The sequence below is a fragment of the Chitinivorax sp. PXF-14 genome, from assembly GCF_040812015.1.
Lineage (GTDB): Bacteria > Pseudomonadota > Gammaproteobacteria > Burkholderiales > SCOH01 > JBFNXJ01.
The window spans coordinates 184,347-200,115 of record NZ_JBFNXJ010000003.1 but is presented as its reverse complement, the minus strand read 5'-3'; the positions used below and the strand labels follow the sequence as shown (position 1 = coordinate 200,115).

Below are 15,769 nucleotides of genomic sequence, written 5' to 3'. Positions count from 1 at the left end.
CCGGCGGCTCAGGCTGCCGCCCGTGTCGCCAGCTCGATCGCGAGTGCGATGGCGGCATCGAGGCTGCCGCTGTCGATCTTGCCACTGCCGGCTAGATCGAGTGCCGTGCCGTGATCGACCGAGGTGCGGATGACGGGCAGGCCCAGCGTGACGTTGATGCCGTGGCCGAAGGTCGCGTACTTGAGAACCGGCAGGCCCTGGTCGTGATACATCGCCAGCACCGCGTCGCCACGCGCCAGCTGGGGCGGGTTGAACAGCGTGTCGGCCGGCAGCGGGCCGATCAGGTTCATGCCCTCGCCGCGTAATTGTTCGAGCACGGGGATGATCACGTCGATCTCCTCGCGGCCCATGTGGCCGCCTTCGCCCGCGTGCGGGTTGAGGCCGGCGACCAGGATGCGCGGCGCGGCAAAGCCGAACTTGCCGCGCAGGTCGCGATGCAGGATGCGGATGACCTCGCCGAGCGAATCGCGTGTGATGGCGGCCGGCACATCCTTGAGCGGTAGATGGGTGGTCGCCAGCGCCACGCGCAGCGAGCCGCCCGCCAGCATCATCACCACGCGCGGCGTGCCGGTGCGCTCGGCCAGCCACTCGGTGTGGCCGGTGAAGGCGACGCCGGCCTCGTTGATCACGCCCTTGTGCACCGGTGCGGTGACCATCGCCGCGAATTCGCCAGACAGGCAGCCGGCCACCGCGCGTTCGAGCGTGTCGAGCACATACTGCCCATTGGCCGGGTTCAGCTTGCCGGGCTCAGCCGTAGCTGCGGCAGGCACATGCAGCACGGTCAGCGTACCCGGGGCAAACGCCCCGGCGCCGTCATGTTCGACGAGGGTGACGTCGAGCCCGAGCTGCGCTGCGCGCGCCGCCAGCATGGCGCGGTCGGCGATGACCACGATGCGTGCGGCACAGGGCCTGGCCGCGAGCATCACCGCCAGGTCAGGGCCGATACCGGCCGGCTCGCCCGCCGTCAGCGCGATCAGTGGCAGATCGGCCACTCAGCGGTCTTCCAGCTTGATTTCGACATAGGCGCGGTCACGCTGCTGGCGTGCCCAGTCAACGAAATTCTCGTCGGCCTTGCGCGCACGGATGGCCTGGCGGATCGAGTTGCGCAGGCGATCGGCACTGACATCCTGGTTGCGGCGTTCGAGCACCTTGATCAGGTGCCAGCCGAACTGGGTCTTGACCGGCGCGCTGACCTGGCCGGGCTCCAAGGTGTCCATCGCCTGTTCGAATTCCGGTACGGTGTCGCCCGGGTTGATCCAGCCCAGATCGCCCCCCTTGGTGGCGCTGCCGTCCTCGGAGTACTGGCGTGCCATGTCCTCGAAGGCGGCGCCCTGGCGCAGGCGGTCCTGCACGCGTTCGATCAGTTGCTTGGCATCCTGCTCGGATACCACCTCGGTCGTGCGCACCAGGATGTGCTCGGCGTGGGTCTGCGCCACGACCACCTGTTCTTCCTTCTTGCGCTTGTCGATCAGCTTGACGATATGAAAGCCCTTGGCGCTCTTGATCACCGGGCTCACCTCGCCGCTCTTCAGCTTCTCGACCTGTTCGAGGAACAGCCCGGGAATGCGGCCCGACGGACGCCAGCCGAGGTCGCCGCCCTGCAGCGCGTCGGGCGATTCGGAGTAGCTCGCGGCCACCTGGGCGAAGTTCGCGCCCTTATTGATCTCGGCTGCGGCCTTGTCGGCCTTGTCGCGCAGCTGGGCAATCTGCTCGGGCGTCGCGTTTTCCGGAATCTGCAGCAGGATGTGCGCGATCTGGTACTCCTGCGCGCTTTCCTTCTGCGTATCCTGCAGCTTCATCTGGTTTTCGATTTCGGCGTCGCTGACGGTGACCTTGTTGTCGACTTCACGATCGCGCAGGCGGCTGATGATCACTTCGTTGCGGATTTCCTCGCGGAACTGCCTGAAGTCGATGCCATCCTTCGACAGCGCCTGGCGGAATTGCGGCACCGTCATATTGTTCTGCTGGGCGATGCGCTCGAGCATGCGGTCGAGCTGCACGTCGTCGACGCGGATGCCCGTATCCTGCGCCAGCTGCAGCAACACCTGTTCGTTCACGACGCGCTCGAGCACCTGGTTTTCGAGCACCGTTTCCTCTGGCAGCGGGATCTTCTGCGCATTCATCTGCCGCGATACCGACTTCACCCGTTCCTTCAGCTCGTTGTAGGTGATGGCCTGCTTGTTGACCACGGCCACCACGCGATCGACGGTCACCGGCGCTGCCTGCAGGCTCGGGGCCAGCAGCAGGGCGGTGAGGAGGGTGGAGCGGAACAGCTTTTGAGTCATGGTGGTTCTCTTGTTGTCTGTACGGGTCATTGGTACGCGTCGGAAGCCAAAGGTTGCGGTTTCGCGGTGATGTGGGTGTAGCCGGAGATGGAGCGGGACAGGAGCTCAAGCGGGTTGGAGCCGACACGGGCCACCTCCGACAGCTCGATCTGCAGGAACAGGCCGCTGTTGTTTTCGTTGGCAGTGGTCACGAAACGCTGGCCAACGATGCGGAACACCCAGCAGCCGGCATTGTATTCAAGGCCTGCAATGGTCTCCAGCGTCTTCTTGTCCTTGAGTGAATAGCTGACCCGGCCGACGCCCCACCAGCGGCTGGAAATCGGCCACTGGGCAGAAGCATCGACCTGCTTGAGCAGGTCGCGGCTGAGCCGGTAACCGAGGTTGAGCGCCTTGCCCGGCTCGGGCTGGTAGCGTGCGTCGGCATAGACGCGCTGGGTGCGGTTGTCGCTGGTGTTGTATTGCCAGGTCGCATCGAGGTTCAACGCCTGAGTCAGCTGGCCGCCGGCCAGCGCGATGATGTCCGACGAGTTGCTGGCGCGCGGCGCGCTATTCAGCGTCACGCGTTGCGGGTTCTTGTAGAAGCGCTGGCCCAGCGCGAAGCGCATGCGTTCGATGCCGGAGCCGGCGTCGATGAAGCGCGTGGTGACGGCCGCCGTCAGCTGGTTGGCCTCGTTGATGCGGTCGGAGCCGGCAAACTGGTTTTCCGAGAACATCTGCGCGAAGTTGAAATCCATTTCCGCGCTGTCGAAGTTCGGCAGGTCGCTCTGGTCGCGGTAGGGAATCCGCACGTAGAACAGCCGTGGTTCGAGTGTCTGGACGTAGCTGGAGCCGAACCACGAGCCATCGCGCTCGAGCACGACGCCGGCATCGGTACTGAAGGTCGGCAGCGTGCGCGTGCGTTGGTAGGCCGCCTGCGTGCCTTGCGAATCGATCTCGTAGCGCGTGTAGTGAAGGCCCAGCTTGGGCTTGAGGAAGGCGTAGGTGGTGTTCAGCGGCAACGATACCGACGGGTTGGCCACCAGGCGCTGGCCGGTGGTCAGCGTGGGGTGATCGAAACGCGTGTACTCGCTGGCCCACAGCCAGTCCGCGCCCCAGCGGTTGAGCTGCTGGGCATTCAGCTGCAGTTGCGGCAGCCGCGCATAGGGCGGCAGCACCGGTGCGGCCGGGTCCTGCAATGTCTGATAGCGCTGCACCCGCGCCAGCATGTTCCAGTCCGGGCGGTTGTAGGCGAGCAAGCCCTCGCGCGGCAGGATCACCTGGGAGGTGCTGCTGATCTTGTTGCTGAGGTCGGTGAAATACTGGTCGTCCGACACGCGCTGCAGGTTCAGCTCGCCGTACAGGCTGTCGCCGAAGCGCTGGCGGTGCTGGTAGATCGTGGCGCTGCGCGTGCTGTCGGTAAGCTTGTCGTTGGCCAGGTATTCCTGCTTGAGCTCGCCGCTGAAGGTCTCCCGCAGGTAGCGGAACTCGCCGTTGAGCGCCAGGCCGCGCCGGGTGATGTAGCGCGGGGCGATCTCCATATCGTAGTTGGGGGCGATGTTCCAGTAGAACGGCAACATCAGCTCGGCGCCGCCCTTGCTCGTGGTGCCGAAGCTCGGCGCGAGGAAGCCGCTCTTGCGCTGGCCGTTGAGCGAGAAATCCATCCACGGCCAGTAGATGACCGGCACGCCCATGAAACGCAGGGTGTTGTGGGTGGCCGAGCCAACGTTGCGCGTGTAGTCGAGGTCGAGATCGCTGGTGCGGAACAGCCAGTCGTCCTGGCCCGGCGCGCAGGTGGTGAAGGTGGCGTCCTTGAGGCGGTATTTCTTGTCGCCTTCCATCAGCAGCTTGAGCGCGTTGCCGCGAGCGCCCAGGGCAAACTGGTAGCGTGCGTTGTCGACGAAGCCGGTCGAATCGGCGCGCTTGAGGAGCATCTTGTCCCCCCACACCACGTCGCCATACTGTTCGACACGCGCATGGCCATCGGCCTCGATCTGTTCCGGGTCGGCCTGGTAGCACAGCTTGTCGCCGAAAATCAGCTCGCCGCGCCGGCGTAGTTCCACCTTGCCTGCCGCGTTGATTTTGGTTGCCGGGTTACCCTCGACCTGGTCGGCCTGTAGATACCAGGCACCGGGCTCATCGTTGCGGCTGGGGGTCAGGTTCAGCGCCGGGTCGGTGCGCAGGGCGGGCGCGGTTTCCTCTGCGTGGACCAGGCCGGCCAGCAGGAGCGAAAGTGCAATGGGAGTCAGGAGGAGCGGCTGCATGCTGGGATGGGCTCTTTCGACGCAGTCGTACGGTGATAAAATTAGGCATTCTATCGCCAAATGTGGATCGAGTCTTTCATGCATCGAATGCAGCAAATCGAATCCTGGCTCGCCGGCGTGTGTGTGGGGCAGGCCTACACCCTGTCGCCGGCCTCCGCCGATGCCAGCCAGCGCCGTTATTTCCGAGCTCAGTTCGCTGATGGCAGCACCCGCATCGTCATGGATGCGCCACCCGAGCTCGAGGACAGCCGCCCCTTCGTGCAGATTCGCGGCGTGCTCGGCGAGGCCGGCGTGCACGTGCCGCAGATTCATGCCTGCGACCTCGAACAAGGCCTGATGCTGCTCGAGGATTTCGGTAACACCACCTACCAGCAGGCGCTCAATGCCGACACCATGCAGCGCCTGTATCTCGATGCGATCGACACGCTGATCAAGATCCAGCTCGCCAGCCGCTCGGGTGTGCTGCCCGACTATGACGAAGCCTTCCTGGCGCGCGAGGTCGATCTGTTCGCCGAATGGTATGTGCCGAAGGTGGCCAGGATCGAGCTTTCGGCCCAGCAGCAGGGCTGGCTCGCCGAGGCGCGACGCGTGGTGCTCGACAACGCGCTGTCCCAGCCCAAGGTGTACGTACATCGCGACTACCACTCGCGCAACCTGATGGTGTGCGAGCCCAACCCTGGCGTGCTCGACTTCCAGGGTGCGCTCTACGGGCCGATCAGCTATGACCTCATGTCCTTGTTGAAGGACGCCTACGTCGAGTGGGAGGAGGAGCAGGTGCTCGACCTTGTCATCCGCTACTGGGAGCGTGCGCGCAAGGCCGGTTTGCCGGTGCATGACGATCCGACCGAGTTCTACAGGCAGTTCGAGATCATGGGCGCACAGCGCCAGCTCAAGGTCGTCGGCATCTTCGCGCGGCTCGCGCACCGCGACGGCAAGACCGGCTACCTGGCCGACATTCCGCGCGTGTGGGGCTATCTGCGCCGCACCGCCCAGCGCTACATCGCGCTCAAGCCACTGTTGAAACTGATGGACCAGATCGAGGGCGTGCTGCCTCAGGTCGGTTACACCTTCTGAGGCGGCCATGTCCTACACAGCAATGATCCTCGCCGCCGGGCGCGGCGAACGCATGCGCCCGCTGACCGACGCCACGCCCAAGCCCTTGCTGCAGGTGGGCGGCAAGGCGCTGATCGAATGGCAGATCGAGCGCCTGCGTGATGCAGGCTTCCGCCGCATCGTCATCAACCACGCCTGGCTCGGGACACAGATCGAGGAACGGCTCGGAGACGGCCGCCGCTACGGGGTCGGGATCGTTTATTCACCCGAGGCCCAGGCGCTGGAGACCGCCGGCGGCATTGCCAGGGCGCTGCCACTGCTGGGGGGTGAGCCGTTCGCGGTGGTCAGCGGCGACATCTACACCGAGTACGATTACCGCGTCCTGGCCCGTGTCATCGATGACCTGCGCCAGCCTGGCTGCGGACGCACGGCGCATCTGGTGATGGTCGACAACCCGCCGTTCCACCCGCGCGGCGATTTCGCGCTGGCGCAGGGCTTGCTTGCCATTGCCGACAGTGGGCGGCTGACGTTCGGCAACCTGTCCTGCTTCGTGCCGTCCTTCTTCGACCCGGTGCCGCCGGGCGCCCGGATGAAGCTGGTGGACCTGCTATTGCCGGCGATTGCGCAGCACAAGGTGAGCGGGGAGCATTTCAGCGGCGCGTGGTTCAATGTCGGCACGCCCGACGAGCTTGCTACGGTGGACCGGCACGTGCGGCAGAGCCCGGCCGGCGGCGCGGGCTAAGCGGAGAGGTGACTCAGGCTGGGCCTGCGTGGCCGGCTGGATGCCGCCGTTACAGCCTTTCGAGCTGGATGTAGGTTAGCACGTCGTCGATGAAACGGCGCATCTTGCGCGTGTAGTCCTGCGCCAGTTTCAGGTGGGTTTGTTGCACGGCCGGCAACGCATTGCTGTGATCGATCTGTTCGAGCGACTCACCCAGGGTGGCGAGCGGCGCCTTCAGTTGCGAGGCGATATTGCTCAGGAACTGTCCGCGTACGTGGTTGCTGTTCTCGGCATCCTGCCGCGCGCGGTTCAACGCATGCTCGCGCCGCTGCTCGCCGCTCAGGTTGTGGCCTAGCAGCAGATGGATGGGCGGGCTGTCAGGGTGCGACTGCCGTGCCACCATCTGCAGCCTGACCGGGACCTCGGCGCCATCGGCGCCCAAGAGCGCGATTTCGCCGCTCCATTTACCCTCGGCGATGACCAGCGGGAGCGCCGTCTGCAGCAGAATGGTGTGCGCCCAGGCGGGCATCAGGTCGGCATAGTTGAGGTGGGAGGGGCTCTCGTGCGCCGTGCCCAGCAGGCGCCGGGCAGCCGGGTTCAGCAACAACAGGTGGCCCGCCTCGTCGGCGACGATGAAGAGTTCGTCCATGGCATCGATCAAGGCCAGGCCCGCTTGTGAAGCGAGCTCGCGTTGATCCGATGCATCCATATCGCTAGGTGACATCGGCTGACTCATAAGCTTGTCGTTATAATTCTTACATTAGCATTTGGCGATCAATAATGCGCGTACTTGGAATCGACCCCGGCTTGCGGGTGACTGGCTTCGGCGTGATCGACGTGGTAGGCCAGTCGCGCAGCTACGTAGCGAGCGGCTGTATCCGGACAGCGCAGGAAGCCGGCCTGCCCGGGCGGCTCAGGACCATCATCGACGGCCTGTTCGAGATCATCGCCGAATATCAGCCGACGCAGGTTGCCGTCGAGCAGGTATTCGTCAACGTTAATCCGCAATCCACCTTGCTCCTGGGTCAGGCGCGCGGCGCGGCGATCTCCGCCGTGGTGATGCGCGAGCTGCCCGTCGCCGAGTACACTGCGTTGCAGGTCAAGCAGGCGGTGGTCGGCAACGGCCATGCCGCGAAAGAGCAGGTGCAGGAGATGGTCAAGCGCCTGTTGCGGCTCGAGGGCTACCCGCAGGCCGATGCGGCCGATGCGCTGGCCTGTGCCCTGTGCCACGCCAATCACAGCGGCCAGCTTGCCGGCGCGCTGGCCAAGCAGGGGCTGCGCGTCAAGCGCGGCCGCCTCGCCTGATACACATACCTTAAGGACCGACATGATAGGCAGAATTACCGGGGCATTGATCGAGAAACAGCCGCCGCAGATCGTCGTCGACGCGAACGGCGTGGGCTACGAGATCGATGTGCCGATGAGCACTTTCTACGTGCTGCCCCACCTGAACGAGAAGGTCACGCTGTACACGCACCATGTCGTGCGCGAGGATGCCCATCTGCTGTTCGGTTTCGCCACGCGCGCCGAGCGCGAGACCTTCCGCCAGCTCACCAAGATTTCCGGCATCGGGCCCAAGATCGCCCTAGCCATCCTCTCCGGTATGAATGCCGACGAACTGGCGCTGGCGATTGCCGGTGAGGACGTGGCCCGGCTGTCGAAGATACCGGGCATCGGCAAAAAGACCGCCGAGCGCCTGGTGCTCGAGCTGCGCGGTAAGCTCAGCTTCGACGGCGGCGGTGCCCCGCTCGCCGCCGGCAGCGCCCTGCCGGCCAGCCCGGCCTCCGAGCGCAGCGACATCATTAACGCCCTGCTGGCCCTCGGCTACAATGACCGCGAAGCCGCCGCCGCGATCAAGCCCCTGCCGGCCGATGTCGGCGTGAGCGAGGGCATTCGCCTGGCGCTCAAGAGCCTTGCCAAGAGTTGATGCCTAAATGATCCAGACCGACAGGCTGCAATCCGCCCCAGCCGAAGACCGCGTGGTCACCGCACAGAAGCTGTCTTCGCAGGAAGAGGCGCTGGAGCGCGCGCTGCGCCCCAAATTGCTGGACGAATACGTCGGGCAGGAAAAGGCGCGCGGCCAGCTCAATATCTTCATCGAGGCGGCCAAGAAGCGCGGCGAGGCGCTCGATCACGTGCTGCTGTTCGGCCCGCCAGGCCTGGGCAAGACCACGCTCGCCCACATCATCGCGCGCGAGCTCGGCGTCAACCTGCGCCAGACCTCGGGGCCGGTACTCGAGCGCGCCGGCGACCTGGCCGCATTGCTGACCAATCTCGAGCCGCACGACGTGCTGTTCATCGACGAAATCCACCGCCTGAGCCCGGTGGTCGAGGAAATCCTGTACCCGGCGCTCGAGGACTTCCAGCTCGATATCATGATCGGCGAGGGGCCGGCCGCACGCTCGGTCAAGCTCGATCTGCCGCCATTCACGCTGGTCGGCGCCACGACGCGTGCCGGCATGCTGACCAACCCCTTGCGCGACCGTTTCGGCATCGTTGCGCGGCTCGAGTTCTACACGCCGGACGAGCTGACCAAGATCGTCCAGCGTTCGGCCAGCCTGCTCAATGTGCAGACGGCGGCAGAGGGCGCCTTCGAGATCGCTCGCCGCTCGCGCGGCACGCCGCGTGTCGCCAACCGCCTGTTGCGGCGCGTGCGCGACTTCGCCGAGGTGCGCGCCGATGGCCATGTCACGCGCGAAGTGGCGGATGCCGCATTGTCGATGCTCGATGTCGACCATGCTGGCCTCGATGTGATGGACCGCAAGCTGCTCAATGCGATCCTGCACAAGTTCGGCGGTGGCCCGGTCGGGCTTGATAACGTCGCGGCCGCCATCGGCGAGAGCAGCGACACGATCGAGGATGTGCTGGAGCCCTACCTGATCCAGCAGGGCCTGCTGCAGCGCACGCCGCGCGGGCGTGTCGCCACGCTCAGCACCTACCAGCATTTCGGCCTGCAGGCTCCGCAATTGTCGAGCGGGGACCTGTGGGGAGCTAGCGGGCGCTAGGCGGCCATATGGCTGATGCCAACGAGGCTGTCGCAAGCTATCAGGCGACCGAGGCCGCGCGCGCCGACCTGCCACCGGAAGCGGCGCCGGTGGCCGAGCCCGCGCCTGCCGTGGTACCGCTCGACCCGGTGCTGGTAATGCACCTCATCAAGCTCGCCATCGCGCTGATCCTGCTGCCCATCATCCTCTTCAAATGGCTGTGATGGCCTGCTGCTAACCTGGCCGGCGTGCTTCCCGCCGGCCTTGGATGCGGCCGGTGCACCGTGGTCGCGATATTTCCGTGCACGCATGTTGGGAACTATTCCCGTTTCTCACGGTATCATTCACCTTTTGCCAGGATTTCGATAAGCGTTCATGGAGACAAGTCAGGATTTGTCGATGCTCGGGTTGATTGCCAACGCGAGCGTGGTGGTGCAGCTGGTCATGGCCTTGCTGGCGTTTGCATCGATGGTGTCGTGGTGGCACATCTTCAGCAAGACCTTCAGCATCAAGCAGGCCGTGCGCCGCACTCTGGACTTCGAGGGCCGCTTCTGGAGCGGCTCCGACATCAACAAGCTGTATGGCGAAGTGCAGGGCGGCGATTCGCTGGCGCTCGAACGCATCTTCGAGGCCGGCTTCTCCGAGTTTCTCAAGCAGCGCCGCACCCCGGGCGCGGAGCTCGCCGACGTGATGGATAGCACGCGCCGTGCGATGAAGGCCGCGTCACAGCGCGAGCTCGATCACCTCGATGCGCACCTGTCGTTTCTCGCCACGGTCGGCTCGGTCAGCCCGTATGTGGGCCTGTTCGGCACCGTGTGGGGCATCATGAACTCGTTCCGCGCGCTCGGCAGCGTGGGGCAGGCCACGCTCGCGCACGTCGCGCCGGGCATCGCCGAGGCGCTGGTCGCCACGGCCATCGGCCTGTTCGCCGCGATCCCCGCGGTGATTGCCTACAACCGTTTTGCCGCCGACATCGATCGCCTGGCTGTGCGTTTCGAGAGCTTCATCGAGGAGTTCTCCAACATCCTGCAGCGCCAGGGAGCGCATAAATGAGCCGACGCCGTCGTCGCGCCATGGCGCAGATGAACGTCGTGCCCTACATCGACGTGATGCTGGTGCTGCTGGTGATCTTCATGGTCGCCGCGCCGATGATGCAGCCCGGTGTCGTCAATCTGCCCTCGGTCGGCAAGGCCGAGACCCCGCCGGCCGCGCCGCTCGAAGTATCGATCGACGCCAAGGGCGAGCTGACGTTGCGCGACCCCGAAGGCAAGAGCAACGAGCGCCAGCTGGCGCTCGACGAGCTGGTGTCGCGCATCAAGGACAGGCTCGCCGCCAAGGCCGAGCGCCCGGTGGTGATCTCGGCGGACAAGAACGTCAAGTACGAAGCCGTGATGAAGGTAATGGATAGACTGCAGCGCGAGCAGATTGCCCGCGTGGGGCTGCTGGTGCGGCCCGAGGCCAAATGAACCGACCCGAGCGCGCAGAGAGGCGAGGGCTGTCGCTGGCACTGGCATTGGGCGTGCATCTGCTGTTCTTTGCGCTGATGTTCGTCGGCCTGCAGTGGAAGAATAAGGAGCAGGCGCCCGTCGCGGTCGAGCTGTGGGCGGCGATGCCAGCACCCAGAGCTGTGGCGACACCCGCCCCGCGGCCCAGGCCTGAGCCCAAGCCGGAACGTAGGGTGGAAAGGCCTGCACCGGAAGTCGCGCCCGAGGCGCCGCCCAGGAAGGCCGATATCGAACTCAAGCAGCCCAAAAAGCCCGAGCACAAAGCGGAGCCCAAGCCGGAGCCGAAGCCTGAACCCAAGAAACCCGAAATCAAGAAGCCCGAGCTCAAGGTCGAACCCAAGCCCGAGGTGAAAAAGCCGGAACCCAAGCCCGACACCAAAGCCGAGCCAAAGAAGCCCGAGCCCAAAGTCGAGCCGAAGAAAGTTGAGGCCAAGCCCGACGATGCCAAGGTGGCTGCCCGCAATGCCGCTGCGGCCATCCAGGCTGTCGCCGCTGCGGCGGCGCAGGCTGAGGCCAAGGCACGGGCCGCACAGGAAGTGGCGCGCCAGGGGGCGATCGGCGATTACGTTGCCCAGTTGACGGCCAAGGTCAGGCGCAACGTGTTGGTGCCCGATGAGCTGAAAGGCAACCCGAAGGCGGTGTTCGAGGTCAAGCTGCTGCCGAGCATGGAGGTGCTCAGCGTCAGCAAGCTCAAATCGAGCGGCAATCAGGCCTACGACGATTCGATCGAGCGGGCCATCAGCAAGTCGAGCCCTTTCCCGCCATTGCCGGCGGGCGTGTCGTTTCAGCAGTTCCGGGTGCTGACGCTCGAGTTCCGCCCCAACGATTGAGCCTGCCGCATCGGCCTGACGCGCTGCTACGGCGACATGATGTAGCCGATCTGTACCGGCTGGCCATTGGGCAGGCGGTTCCAGATGCGGCCTTGCGGATCGACGCCGTAGGTGATGTAGGGGGTCTGGTACATCCAGGCAAAGCCGATCACCGTTGGCGGCGTGCGCCGGCCCACCGAGAGCATGATGCCGCTGGGGTCGACACCGACGATGTCGTCGTTCTCGGTGACGAAGTAGTTTGCCGGATCGCCATAGAACACCGCGCGCATGACGTAGCGCGGGCGGGCCGGCTGTGGCTCGTCGCGAGCCGCGCTGGGTGCCAGTTGCGCCGCGGCGGGTGGCTCGGCTGTGTTGCTGCCGGTGGTGGTGGTGGTGGTGGGGCTGGGCGCTGCTGCCGGCGTGGCATGGCTGGCAGGCGGCTGCACTGCCTCGGTGCGTGGCTTGGCGGTGCTGTCGCCCAGCAGGCCGGCATGATTTAGCGTGGCGACGAGCACCGATACGGCCGTGATGATCCCGCCGACCGCGGTCAGTATGCCGGGCAAGGTCTGCCAGAAGCTGGTCTGCTTGGGGTCGTCCGCCATGGTGGGTCTCGCCGCGAGAGACGTTGTGGGGTGAGTGCCGAATTGCCGCAGGCGCGGCTGTGGTGCGCTTGCTTGAATGTGTTATAGCAAAGGGCCGGCACGCTGCCGGCATGGAAAAAGGAAGGTGACGATGTCGAAACTCGCTCGACTCTCTGTGATGCTCTGCCTGGCGCTTGCGGCGTTGCAGGCCCGCGCTGCCATGACCATCGAGATCATCGGCGGGGGCGCCAAGCAGATTCCGGTCGCCATCATGCCGCTCGGCAAGGAAGACTCGCTGCCCGCCGGCATTACTGCCGTGGTACAGGCCGATCTGGCACGTAGCGGCCTGTTCAAGCTGATCGACCCGGGCAGCCCTAGCCCCCTGCCGGTCGAGCCCGGTCAGCTCAATTATGCCGACCTGCAGAATCGCGGGGCCGAGGCAGTCGCCATCGGCGCCGTCAGCGACAACGGCGATGGCAGCTACAGTGTGCGCTTCCGCCTGATGGACGTGGTGCGCAAGCAGCAGCTGACCGGTGTCGGCTACATGATCAAGGCCAGCCAGGCGCGCCTGACCGCGCACAAGATGGCCGATGCCATCTACGAAAAGCTGACCGGCGACCGGGGCTATTTCGCCACCAAGATCGCCTACGTGCTCAAGCAGGGCAAGCGCTACTCCCTGCAGGTGGCTGATGCGGACGGCTACAACGAGCAGACCGTGCTGGCGTCGAACGAGCCCATCATCTCGCCGGCCTGGTCTGCCGATGGCACGCGGCTGGCCTATGTGTCGTTCGAGCAGCGCAAGCCGATCGTGTTCTCACATGTGCTGGCAACGGGGCAACGCCGCATCGTGTCGGCGGCCAAGGGCAATAACAGCGCCCCGACCTGGGCGCCCGACGGAACCAAACTCGCCGTGGTGCTGACCAAGGATGGCCTGTCGCAGATTTACGGCGTGAATGCCGATGGCAGTGGCCTGGCGCGCCTGACCCAGAGCAGCGGCATCGACACCGAGCCTGATTATTCGCCGGATGGCCGCCGTATCGCTTTCACCTCCGATCGCGGCGGCAGCCCGCAAATCTACATGATGAGCGCCGGTGGCGGCGATGCGCGTCGCATCACCTTCGACTGCGGCTATTGCGTGAGCCCGGCCTGGAGCCCGGACGGCAAGAGCCTGACCTTCATCAAGCGGGAAGGCGGGCGGTTCCAGGTCGCGTTGATGGATCTGGCCTCCGGTGTGACCAACACGCTGTCCGACACCGGGGCGGACGAGTCGCCTTCTTTTGCGCCGAACGGTAAAATGATTCTTTATGCAACCGAGGTAGGTGGCCGTGGCGTGCTGGCTGCCGTGTCCAGCGATGGGCGCGTCAAGCAGCGCCTGCGCGTGCAATCCGGCGATGTGCGAGAGCCCGCCTGGGGCCCTTACGCGCAATAAGCACGGCACTGAACCCGAACGATTTTTCTGGAGAACAAGATGAATATGAAGTTGATGATGAGTGCGTTGCTTGTAAGCCTGCTGGCTGCCTGCGCAAGCACGCCCCAGCCGGAACAGAAGGCGCAGGTTGAGAACAAGACCGAGACCAGGACTGTTGCACCGACCCAGCCCCAGGCCGAAACCAAGCCCGTCACCGACGACAGCCTGAGCGGCGCGAAGCTGCCGCCGCACCAGGACCCGAACAACAAGCTGTCCGAGCGCAGCGTGTACTTCGACTACGACAAGTATACGGTCAAGGATGACTACAAGCCCTTGGTCGAGGCGCACGCCAAGTACCTGAGCGACAACCGCAAGCTCAAGGTGAAGATCGAAGGCAACACCGACGAGCGCGGCAGCCGCGAGTACAACCTGGCGCTGGGCCAGAAGCGTGCCGAAGCGGTGAAGAAGATGATGGCGACGCTCGGCGTATCCGAGAGCCAGCTCGAATCGGTCAGCTTCGGTGAAGAAAAGCCCAAGGCACAAGGCCATGACGAAGAGGCCTATGCCGCCAACCGTCGCGCCGACATCGCCTACACCGACGACAAGTGATGAGCCACCCGTTCCGCCGCCTATTGCTTCCGCTTGTCCTGCTGGCTGCGGCCGGCAGCGCGCAGGCGGGCATTTTCGACGACACCGAGGCGCGCAAGATGATCACCGACCTGCAGCGGCAGGTCACCGATCTGCAGCAGCAGAACCAGGCGCTGGCCGATCGCCTCGGCAAGCTCGAGAACCGGGTCGACAATTTCAAGATCGCCAATCTGGTATCGCAGCTCGACTCGCAAAACGACGCGCTGGCCAAGCTGCGCGGCCAGCTGGAGGTGCTTGAATACAACGTCGAGCAGACCCAAAAGCGCCAGAAGGACCTGTATGTCGATCTGGATAGCCGCTTACGCGCAGTCGAGCCGGACGGTGGCGGTGGCGGTGGCACGGTGCCGGCTGCGACGGTACCGGCCGACAAGCCCGCAGCCACGGCGGACAAGGCGCCGGCGGCGGGTGAGCAGGCCGCATACGATGCCGCCTTTGGCCTCTACAAGTCTGGCAACTACGTTGGTGCCGCGGCTGGGTTCAAGGAGTTCATGCGCCTGTTCCCGGACGGCAAGCTTGCGTCGAACGCGCAATACTGGACCGGCATGTCGTTGACGGCGCAGCGCGACTACAAGGGCGCGATCGCCACGCAGCAGAAGCTGCTTGCCAGCTGGCCCGATAGCAACAAGGCGCCCGATGCGTTGTTCAACATCGCGGCAAACCAGCTCGAGCAGGGCGACAAGAAGGCCGCACGCAAGACCCTGGAAGACGTGGTTGCCAAATACCCGCTGACACCCGCGGCCGACAAGGCCAAACACCTGCTCGGCAGTCTAAAATAACTACAGACGGTTGTCGTTTTGCATGGCGACAACCGTTTCCGCCATGCCAACAGACAGCTTACGTATCACCGAAATCTTCTATTCCCTGCAGGGCGAGACCAGTCGTGTCGGCCTGCCGACCGTGTTCGTCCGCCTGACCGGCTGCCCCCTGCGCTGCGGCTACTGCGACAGTGAGTATGCCTTTCACGGTGGCCAGTTGCAGCGCATGGAGCGTATCCTCGACGAGGTGCGCAGCCACGGCACCCCCTATGTGTGCGTGACAGGCGGCGAGCCGCTGGCGCAGAAGGGCTGCCTGTTGCTGCTGAAGCGGCTGTGCGACGAGGGGTATTCGGTATCGCTCGAAACCAGCGGCGCGTTGCCGCTCGACAGCGTTGACCCGCGCGTTTCGAAGATCATGGATATCAAGACGCCGGGCTCGGGCGAGGTCATGCGCAACCACTGGCCCAATCTGGAAACCTTGACCCCGCTCGACGAGATCAAGTTCGTCATCTGCCACGAGGCCGATTACGAGTGGGCCCGCCAGGTCGTGCAGGAGCAGCAGCTGCACCTGCGATGCGGCGTGCTGTTCTCGCCGGTTAACGGTGGCGTGAGCGCCACCGAATTGGCCGACTGGGTGCTGCGAGACCGCCTGCCGGTTAGATTCCAGCTGCAGCTGCACAAAGTGCTGTGGGGGAATATTCCCGGCCGCTGAGTTGGCCGCCTGCTCGTTGTCTCGGCCCGCATCGCGGGCCGTTATCGCTTATATCTATAGCGTGCGCC

At 64.9% G+C, this 15,769-nt stretch carries 18 protein-coding genes; 13 read left to right on the top strand and 5 right to left on the bottom strand.

Features of this window, described 5'->3' with window-relative positions; genetic code table 11:
* Positions 1-8 precede the first annotated feature (8 nt).
* Genes pdxA through ABWL39_RS05820 form a run of 3 tightly spaced genes read right to left on the bottom strand, consistent with a single transcriptional unit; the run spans position 9 to position 4,525 of the window.
* On the bottom strand, positions 9-992 hold the full coding sequence (gene pdxA, locus ABWL39_RS05830) for a 4-hydroxythreonine-4-phosphate dehydrogenase PdxA (RefSeq protein WP_367788011.1): 984 nt from the start codon (positions 990-992) through the stop codon (positions 9-11).
* Positions 993-2,285, bottom strand: coding sequence for a peptidylprolyl isomerase (locus tag ABWL39_RS05825; RefSeq protein WP_367788009.1), 1,293 nt, complete (start codon positions 2,283-2,285; stop codon positions 993-995).
* A gap of 26 nt (positions 2,286-2,311) precedes the next feature.
* Positions 2,312-4,525, bottom strand: coding sequence for an LPS-assembly protein LptD (locus ABWL39_RS05820; RefSeq protein ID WP_367788007.1), 2,214 nt, complete (start codon positions 4,523-4,525; stop codon positions 2,312-2,314).
* A 78-nt stretch (positions 4,526-4,603) separates the two neighbouring features.
* On the opposite strand from ABWL39_RS05820, the gene ABWL39_RS05815 reads away from it, so the two are divergent.
* Both ABWL39_RS05815 and murU read left to right on the top strand, forming a co-directional pair.
* On the top strand, positions 4,604-5,599 hold the full coding sequence (locus ABWL39_RS05815) for an aminoglycoside phosphotransferase family protein (RefSeq protein WP_367788005.1): 996 nt from the start codon (positions 4,604-4,606) through the stop codon (positions 5,597-5,599).
* A gap of 7 nt (positions 5,600-5,606) precedes the next feature.
* The gene (murU, locus tag ABWL39_RS05810) at positions 5,607-6,320 is read left to right on the top strand and encodes an N-acetylmuramate alpha-1-phosphate uridylyltransferase MurU (RefSeq protein ID WP_367788003.1); all 714 of its coding nucleotides are present in this window, start codon (positions 5,607-5,609) and stop codon (positions 6,318-6,320) included.
* 49 nt (positions 6,321-6,369) lie between these two features.
* On the opposite strand, the gene ABWL39_RS05805 is transcribed toward murU, so the two are convergent.
* Positions 6,370-7,023 carry a PAS domain-containing protein gene (locus tag ABWL39_RS05805; RefSeq protein WP_367788001.1) on the bottom strand — a complete coding sequence of 218 codons (654 nt, stop codon included), beginning with the start codon at positions 7,021-7,023 and terminating at the stop codon, positions 6,370-6,372.
* A 56-nt stretch (positions 7,024-7,079) separates the two neighbouring features.
* Between ABWL39_RS05805 and ruvC the strand changes: the two genes are divergently transcribed.
* The 7 genes from ruvC (at position 7,080) to ABWL39_RS05770 (ending at position 11,618) form a co-directional block, all read left to right on the top strand.
* A complete protein-coding gene (gene ruvC, locus ABWL39_RS05800) occupies positions 7,080-7,604 on the top strand; it encodes a crossover junction endodeoxyribonuclease RuvC (protein ID WP_367787999.1) in 525 nt (174 codons plus the stop codon).
* A 22-nt stretch (positions 7,605-7,626) separates the two neighbouring features.
* Positions 7,627-8,226, top strand: a complete 600-nt coding sequence (ruvA, locus tag ABWL39_RS05795; protein WP_367787997.1) for a Holliday junction branch migration protein RuvA — start codon at positions 7,627-7,629, stop codon at positions 8,224-8,226.
* Between the two features lie 7 nt (positions 8,227-8,233).
* Positions 8,234-9,304: a Holliday junction branch migration DNA helicase RuvB gene (gene ruvB, locus ABWL39_RS05790; protein ID WP_367787995.1), complete on the top strand. Its 1,071-nt coding sequence runs from the start codon at positions 8,234-8,236 to the stop codon at positions 9,302-9,304.
* Between the two features lie 8 nt (positions 9,305-9,312).
* Positions 9,313-9,507, top strand: a complete 195-nt coding sequence (locus ABWL39_RS05785; protein ID WP_367787993.1) for a hypothetical protein — start codon at positions 9,313-9,315, stop codon at positions 9,505-9,507.
* A gap of 151 nt (positions 9,508-9,658) precedes the next feature.
* Positions 9,659-10,336 (top strand): protein TolQ, encoded by a 678-nt coding sequence (gene tolQ, locus ABWL39_RS05780; RefSeq protein ID WP_367787991.1) that lies wholly within the window; start codon positions 9,659-9,661, stop codon positions 10,334-10,336.
* Complete coding sequence (tolR, locus tag ABWL39_RS05775; RefSeq protein ID WP_367787989.1) at positions 10,333-10,749, top strand: protein TolR; 417 nt, start codon at positions 10,333-10,335, stop codon at positions 10,747-10,749. Before tolQ ends, tolR begins: the two co-directional genes overlap by 4 nt.
* Entirely contained in the window at positions 10,746-11,618 is an 873-nt protein-coding gene (locus tag ABWL39_RS05770) for a TonB C-terminal domain-containing protein (protein WP_367787987.1), read from the top strand. The genes tolR and ABWL39_RS05770 overlap by 4 nt, the downstream gene beginning before the upstream one ends.
* A 26-nt stretch (positions 11,619-11,644) precedes the next feature.
* On the opposite strand, the gene ABWL39_RS05765 is transcribed toward ABWL39_RS05770, so the two are convergent.
* Entirely contained in the window at positions 11,645-12,199 is a 555-nt protein-coding gene (locus ABWL39_RS05765) for a hypothetical protein (protein ID WP_367787985.1), read from the bottom strand.
* A gap of 130 nt (positions 12,200-12,329) precedes the next feature.
* On the opposite strand from ABWL39_RS05765, the gene tolB reads away from it, so the two are divergent.
* Genes tolB through queE form a run of 4 tightly spaced genes read left to right on the top strand, consistent with a single transcriptional unit; the run spans position 12,330 to position 15,701 of the window.
* A complete protein-coding gene (tolB, locus tag ABWL39_RS05760; RefSeq protein WP_367787983.1) occupies positions 12,330-13,607 on the top strand; it encodes a Tol-Pal system beta propeller repeat protein TolB in 1,278 nt (425 codons plus the stop codon).
* A 39-nt stretch (positions 13,608-13,646) separates the two neighbouring features.
* Entirely contained in the window at positions 13,647-14,195 is a 549-nt protein-coding gene (pal, locus tag ABWL39_RS05755) for a peptidoglycan-associated lipoprotein Pal (protein ID WP_367787981.1), read from the top strand.
* The gene (gene ybgF, locus ABWL39_RS05750) at positions 14,195-15,010 is read left to right on the top strand and encodes a tol-pal system protein YbgF (RefSeq protein ID WP_367787979.1); all 816 of its coding nucleotides are present in this window, start codon (positions 14,195-14,197) and stop codon (positions 15,008-15,010) included. The genes pal and ybgF overlap by 1 nt, the downstream gene beginning before the upstream one ends.
* A gap of 43 nt (positions 15,011-15,053) precedes the next feature.
* Complete coding sequence (gene queE / locus ABWL39_RS05745; protein WP_367787977.1) at positions 15,054-15,701, top strand: 7-carboxy-7-deazaguanine synthase QueE; 648 nt, start codon at positions 15,054-15,056, stop codon at positions 15,699-15,701.
* Positions 15,702-15,769: the final 68 nt, after the last annotated feature.

Excerpts from the sequence above, each read along its gene's own strand:
- murU (WP_367788003.1), top strand. The coding sequence starts at position 5,607 with ATGTCCTACACAGCAATGATCCTCGCCGCCGGGCGCGGCGAACGCATG.
- ABWL39_RS05820 (WP_367788007.1), bottom strand. The coding sequence starts at position 4,525 with ATGCAGCCGCTCCTCCTGACTCCCATTGCACTTTCGCTCCTGCTGGCC.
- ABWL39_RS05785 (WP_367787993.1), top strand. The coding sequence starts at position 9,313 with ATGGCTGATGCCAACGAGGCTGTCGCAAGCTATCAGGCGACCGAGGCC.
- ABWL39_RS05770 (WP_367787987.1), top strand. The coding sequence starts at position 10,746 with ATGAACCGACCCGAGCGCGCAGAGAGGCGAGGGCTGTCGCTGGCACTG.
- ybgF (WP_367787979.1), top strand. The coding sequence starts at position 14,195 with ATGAGCCACCCGTTCCGCCGCCTATTGCTTCCGCTTGTCCTGCTGGCT.
- ruvC (WP_367787999.1), top strand. The coding sequence starts at position 7,080 with ATGCGCGTACTTGGAATCGACCCCGGCTTGCGGGTGACTGGCTTCGGC.
- ABWL39_RS05805 (WP_367788001.1), bottom strand. The coding sequence starts at position 7,023 with ATGTCACCTAGCGATATGGATGCATCGGATCAACGCGAGCTCGCTTCA.
- pal (WP_367787981.1), top strand. The coding sequence starts at position 13,647 with ATGAATATGAAGTTGATGATGAGTGCGTTGCTTGTAAGCCTGCTGGCT.
- ABWL39_RS05825 (WP_367788009.1), bottom strand. The coding sequence starts at position 2,285 with ATGACTCAAAAGCTGTTCCGCTCCACCCTCCTCACCGCCCTGCTGCTG.
- ABWL39_RS05815 (WP_367788005.1), top strand. The coding sequence starts at position 4,604 with ATGCATCGAATGCAGCAAATCGAATCCTGGCTCGCCGGCGTGTGTGTG.
- tolB (WP_367787983.1), top strand. The coding sequence starts at position 12,330 with ATGTCGAAACTCGCTCGACTCTCTGTGATGCTCTGCCTGGCGCTTGCG.
- ruvB (WP_367787995.1), top strand. The coding sequence starts at position 8,234 with ATGATCCAGACCGACAGGCTGCAATCCGCCCCAGCCGAAGACCGCGTG.
- tolQ (WP_367787991.1), top strand. The coding sequence starts at position 9,659 with ATGGAGACAAGTCAGGATTTGTCGATGCTCGGGTTGATTGCCAACGCG.
- tolR (WP_367787989.1), top strand. The coding sequence starts at position 10,333 with ATGAGCCGACGCCGTCGTCGCGCCATGGCGCAGATGAACGTCGTGCCC.
- queE (WP_367787977.1), top strand. The coding sequence starts at position 15,054 with ATGCCAACAGACAGCTTACGTATCACCGAAATCTTCTATTCCCTGCAG.
- ABWL39_RS05765 (WP_367787985.1), bottom strand. The coding sequence starts at position 12,199 with ATGGCGGACGACCCCAAGCAGACCAGCTTCTGGCAGACCTTGCCCGGC.
- ruvA (WP_367787997.1), top strand. The coding sequence starts at position 7,627 with ATGATAGGCAGAATTACCGGGGCATTGATCGAGAAACAGCCGCCGCAG.